The sequence below is a fragment of the Paraburkholderia elongata genome (genome assembly GCF_013177735.1).
In the GTDB taxonomy this organism is placed as follows: Bacteria; Pseudomonadota; Gammaproteobacteria; order Burkholderiales; family Burkholderiaceae; genus Paraburkholderia; species Paraburkholderia elongata.
On sequence record NZ_WOEZ01000004.1, the window covers coordinates 1 to 5,640 of the forward strand.

The window sequence follows — 5,640 nt, forward strand, 5'->3', positions numbered from 1 at the left end:
CTTTACTTCGACAGCCGCACCGGCCACGCCGCGGTTTCCACCAGTGAAGAAGACGCCGAAGTGTTGTGGATGGCGACCAGCGCCGACATCCCGCAGACGTCGGCCGCGGCAGAATCGGCGAAAAAATAACGAAGGCGGCGGGACCGCTCACAGCACATAGAAACGCCAAAAGCGAAAGCCAGCGTCCCCAATGCCGATGGCAGCGCCACCGGCAAATGGCAGCACGAAAGCCAGTGCCAACACCAATGGCAACGCCGCCACAGCCCCTTAACGACGCGCCGCCAACGCCCGCTGCACCAGTTGCGCGATATGCATCGCATGTTGCCCAGTCCCCTGCTCGATCTGTTCACGGCAACTGAAACCGTTGGTCAGCACGATCGTTTCCGCGTTCGCAGCGGTCGCCGCTCGCACAGCAGGAAACAGCTTGTCTTCGCCGATTTTCTCCGAAAGCGCGTAATGCTCGTCGTTAAAGCCGAACGATCCCGCCATCCCGCAGCATCCGGTATCGAGCAATTTCCATTTCACGCCAAGCTTGTTCAACAGTGCGGTATCGCCTTGCATACCGAACAGCGCCTTCTGATGACAATGCCCATGCACGATCACGTCCGCTGCAAGCGTCGGCCATTCGAACGGCTGACGCGCGACGAAATCGGAGAACAGAAAAGTTTGCGCCGACAGCTGTTTCGCTAACGCATGACCGGGGAGCTGCTTCAGCAACTCATCCTTGAACACCGACAAGCAACCGGGCTCAAGACCGACCAGTGGCACACCCGCAGCAATATCGTCCCCGAGGTCATCAAGAATCGTGGTCAGTAACTCACGCGCACGGTCGAGCAAACCGAAGTCATACAGCGGACGCCCACAACACAAACGGTTCTTCGGCAGCACGACGCGCCAGCCCATTTGCGTCAGCACATCGGCAGCGGCCTGTGCGATCTCGGGCGTGAAGTGATCGTTAAAAGTATCGACCCACAAGATGACTTTCTTGACCTCACCAGGAGCACCAACACGAGCGTCACCCTCCTTCTTAAGCGATCGCCGTGCAATCTGCCGGTAAGTCCGCGCAGCAAACTTCGGCAATTCCCGCGCTTGCGCCACCCCGGCAACCCACTTCCCAACCGCAGCCAACCCCGGTGCCGACGTCATAAAATTCGTCACCCGCGGAAACCGCGCCGCCCACGGTGCCCACTCGCCGATCCGCCCCATAAACAACGCCTGCCGCGGTCGACGATTCGTCTCGTAGTAATGCGAAAGAAATTCCGCCTTGTATGAAGCCATATCCGTATGCGTCGGGCAATCAGATTTACAGCCCTTGCACGCGAGGCAAGTGTCGAGCGCCTCCTTCACTTCGCGGCTTTTCCAGCCATCTGTAATCACGTCGCCTTGCAGCATTTCCCAGAACAGATGCGCGCGGCCACGCGTCGAGTATTTCTCTTCACGTGTCGCGCGATAGCTCGGACACATCGTGCCGCCGTCGAGCGAACGGCACTTACCCATGCCGATGCATCGTTCGATCTCGCGCTGAAAGCCGTCGCCTTCCTGGCTCGCGAACGTGAGCTTCGTTTGCAGGGTCACCGGCTTGTACGCCGGACCCATGCGCAGATTTTCATCGGCGCGATACGCGTGCACGACCTTGCCAGGATTCAATCGATTGGCCGGATCCCAGATCGCCTTGAACTGCTCCATCGCCTGCATCAGTTCAGGGCCGTACATAATTGGCAAGAACTCAGCCTTGGCCTGGCCGTCGCCGTGTTCTCCCGAGAGCGAGCCACCAAATTCGACCACCAGTTCCGCCGCTTCGCGCAGAAACTTGCGCCACGTCGCGACGCCTTCGACGCTGCGCAGATCGAAGGTAATGCGCGCGTGCACGCAGCCATCGCCGAAATGGCCGTACAAACTCGTCTCGTAGCCGTAACGATCCACGAGCGCCTGAAACGCACGCAGATAATCGCCGAGACGCAGCGGATCAACCGCTGCATCTTCCCAGCCGACCACCGGATCGGGCGTGCCCGTATCCACCGACAACGCCACCGCCGACGCCCCCGTCTCGCGGATCGACCACACCTTCGCCTGCAACGCGCGATCTTCGACGAGCAGCGCCGACACGTTCGGCCCTGCTTCGCCCGACGAAAAATACGCCGCAGCGGTTTGCGCCTGGCGCACGGCATCCTCTTGCGTATCCGCGCCGAATTCGAGCACGACCCATGCATCGCCGACCGGCAGCAAGGCAATCTCGTCCTTCTTCAAACCACGCGCCTGCAAGCCGCGGATGATCGCGCGGTCGAGTCCCTCGACCGCGATCGGCCCACAGCGCATGAAATGCGGCACAGCGTCCGCGGCGGTGTAGATATCGGTGAAGCCGACCACGACGATCACGCGTTGCGCCGGACTCTTCACGAGCCGCACTTTCGCCTGCAGGGTCACGGCGCACGTGCCCTCGGTGCCGACCAGCGCACGCGCGACGTTAAAGCCGTTTTCCGGCAGCAGTTGATCGAGGTTGAACCCTGACACGCGCCGCTTGATCTGCGGGAATTTCGCGCGGATCTGATCGGCGTAGGTGTCGCGTAGTTGCTTGAGCGCAGCGTAGATTTCGCCTTGACGCCCGCCTGCTGCGATGATTCGACCGAGTTCGTCGTCTGAAGTAGGCCCGACCCAGAAACGCGCGCCATCGAAGGTCGCGATTTCCAGCGCCTCGACGTTTTCGACCGTCTTGCCGGCCATCACCGAATGCGCACCGCACGAATTGTTGGCGATCATGCCGCCGAGCGTGCAGCGGCTGTGCGTCGCGGGATCTGGGGCGAACGTGAGGCCGTGCTTTTCCGCGGCGTCGCGCAAGGTATCGCAGACCACGCCCGGTTCGACGATCGCTACACCCGCTACAGGATCGACCGATACGACGCGGTTCACGTACTTGCTCGCGTCGGCCACCACCGCGACGTTTACGCATTGGCCGTTCTGCGAGGTGCCACCGCCGCGCGGGAGAAAGGGCACGTCATTACGGCGGCAGGCGGCAAGCGTTTCCAGCAGGTCGTCGACGTCCGATGGCACGACCACGGCGAGCGGGACTTGCCGATAGTTCGACGCATCCGCGGCATACAGCGCTTTCGAACCCTGATCGAAGCGCACCTCGCCGCGCACGTGGCGGCGCAAGTCGGCTTCGAGTGCCTGCATCACAGCAGCAGTGCCAGCGAAGGGCTTGGCAACGCGCGGCGCTTTCAAGGTGTCATGAGCCGCGTCGCTCAATGAAGCATTCACGCCCGCGCCCTGCTCTTCATCCAATGACGTTTCCACTGCGTTCCTCACGTCTCGTGTCCAACGCCCGCGCTATGGCCTGAACGACGCATCACGCAGCCTGGCTCGCGGTCATCTTGAAGATGCCCTGAGCGTTGCCCGCGTCGAAACGCCGGTCCGTTTCCCAGCGGCGCGCGTCCTGATCGAAAGTCCGCTTGCGCGTGATGAACTCGTAGAACGAGCCCGGCACCTCGCGCGTCACGATGCTGCCGTCGGCCGCACGAAACTCGCGCCGCACGATGTCCGCGCGGTACGCGGTCTGAAACACGCGGCCCGAACGCGAACGCTCGACTTCCGGCTTCATCGGACGACCTTTCGCCTTCTCGTCGTCGGAAAGCTGGAACACGTCCGCGACGCGATCGGTGGCGTGATTGAAGGCGTTGCCTTCGGTCGCGATCCACGCCATTTCCGCCGACTCCTTCAACAATACTTCGTAATCGGCTTCGCGTGGCGTCTCATGCTGACGCGCGAACGCGCCGACGATCACCGGCAACAACGCATGAGCCGCCTCGAGCGGCAACACGCCTTCGCGTTCGAGCTCCCACAACTGGCTGGCGGCTTGGGGCGTCAACGGATCGCGCGAGGCGCCGATCACGTTCGTCACCGCCTGCTGGAATTCCGTCGAGAACCGCTCGGGATGCAATTCGCTGACGAAGAACTGCGCGATCTCGTCGGAGGCATCGTCGTGCGCCCATGCGCGGCCGGTCATGCCGAGACGGTCGAGCGGATAGCGGCCGTTGATGCTGAAACCGAGCGGTCGCAGGATGCGTGCGAAAGCCGCTTCGCCCGGCGGCAGCGCGCCGCTCTCAGCCCAGCGCACGGTGCGCAATGCGCCGTGGTCGAAGTAGACGCTACCACCGCCAGCGATCGTCTCCTCGGTGTACTCGCGGCCATTCGCCGAGCGCGCCAGCAGGTCTTCGAATAGCGCCATGTTCATCGCCTGAGCCATTTCGGCCCGCGTGACGGTGCCGTCTTCCCATTCGTTGAGAATCTGCGGATGGTTCAACGTGGCGAACAGCCTCGCGGTTTTCTCGGCGCCGAGCAGTTTCAGCAGCAGTTGTTCGACATTTGCATTCTTGATGTTTCGCATATCGGTTCCGGGCGGGGTGCGGTGGGCACGCGTTCGTGTAATTGAAGGTGGCCTGCCGGCGTGGTTTCAGGGCGCAAGCGCGGCATCGTTGGATGCGAGATTATTCAAATCCGCAGCGCCGCCGTAAAGCGAGATAAAATCGCCACTTGATGCGTTTTTGGAATTAACGTGCGAAAATTCAAGATCCCCAACATGGGCGCGCTGCTCGCTTTCGAGGCTGCCGCCCGGCACGAGAGCTTCACGCATGCGGCGCGCGAGCTCTTCCTCACCGAGAGCGCGGTGTCCCGGCAGATCAATACGCTGGAGAGCAATCTCGGCGTGCGGCTGTTCGTGCGCGTCAAACAACGCGTGGTGCTGACCAAGGCGGGCAAGGTCTATAGCGCGCAGGTGCGGCGCTCGCTGGAACAACTGGACCGCGACACGCTGTCGATCATTGCGCATGGCAGCGGCGGCGGGTATCTGGAATTGGCGGTGTTGCCGACTTTCGCATCGCAATGGCTGATTCCTCGGCTGGCAGCATTCAACGTGCAGTATCCGGACGTGCGGGTCAACATGGGAGTGCGCACCGGCACCTTCCCGTTCGCCGATACGCATTTCGAAGCCGCGATTCACTACGGCAAACCGACATGGCCGGGCACGTCGGCGGATTTTCTGTTCAGCGAGGAAGTCGTGCCGGTGTGTGCGGCGAGTCTGCTGACGCGGCCTGTCGAGACAGCGGCCGATCTGCTGGACTACCCCTTGCTGCATTCCACCACCCGGCCGGACGGCTGGGCGTCATGGTTCGCCAGTCTCGGTGTCGACGATAACCGGACGATGCAAGGTGTCCGCTACGAACTCCACACAATGCTGATCAGCGCCGCGGCGGCCGGTCTCGGCATCGCGCTAGTGCCGCGTTTTTTCGTCGACGCACAGCTCGACCATCTCGGACTCGTGATGCCGCTCGACGCGCCCGCGGTCGCCGACTCGGCGTATTACCTCGTCTATCCGACCGAGTTGAGCCACGGCAAGCCACTCACGAGCTTTCGCGAGTGGCTGTTGCGGGAAGCGGCGGCATACAGTGCGGTGAATCCTGGACTGGCCGGTGATCCCGATACCGATTGATTCGGCAGTGAGCAATCAGCGGTGAGCGATGTGCGCTAGGAGGTTGTCGGAGTTTGCGCCGAGGTTGGTCATCCGGGCGGGCACGTTGGGCGTTAATGAATCAGCCAGTTCACTGAGAGAGCCCATAGATGAGTCGCTTCGTGCCCGTTGATCGTCAG

Annotated in this window: 3 protein-coding genes and 1 pseudogene; 2 read left to right on the forward strand and 2 right to left on the reverse strand. The window is 62.1% G+C overall.

All coding sequences use genetic code 11. From position 1 onward, the window contains the following. Positions 1 to 129, forward strand: a pseudogene (locus GNZ13_RS51950) (XRE family transcriptional regulator); the annotation flags it as partial. A gap of 138 nt (positions 130 to 267) precedes the next feature. Here the strand turns inward: GNZ13_RS51950 and GNZ13_RS00710 are convergent. Then, on the reverse strand, positions 268 to 3,291 hold the full coding sequence (locus GNZ13_RS00710) for an FAD-binding and (Fe-S)-binding domain-containing protein (protein WP_172159583.1): 3,024 nt from the start codon (positions 3,289 to 3,291) through the stop codon (positions 268 to 270). Between the two features lie 52 nt (positions 3,292 to 3,343). Continuing rightward, entirely contained in the window at positions 3,344 to 4,381 is a 1,038-nt protein-coding gene (locus tag GNZ13_RS00715; protein ID WP_172159584.1) for a DUF1338 domain-containing protein, read from the reverse strand. A gap of 168 nt (positions 4,382 to 4,549) precedes the next feature. On the opposite strand from GNZ13_RS00715, the gene GNZ13_RS00720 reads away from it, so the two are divergent. Continuing rightward, on the forward strand, positions 4,550 to 5,482 hold the full coding sequence (locus GNZ13_RS00720) for a LysR substrate-binding domain-containing protein (RefSeq protein ID WP_172159585.1): 933 nt from the start codon (positions 4,550 to 4,552) through the stop codon (positions 5,480 to 5,482). Positions 5,483 to 5,640: the final 158 nt, after the last annotated feature.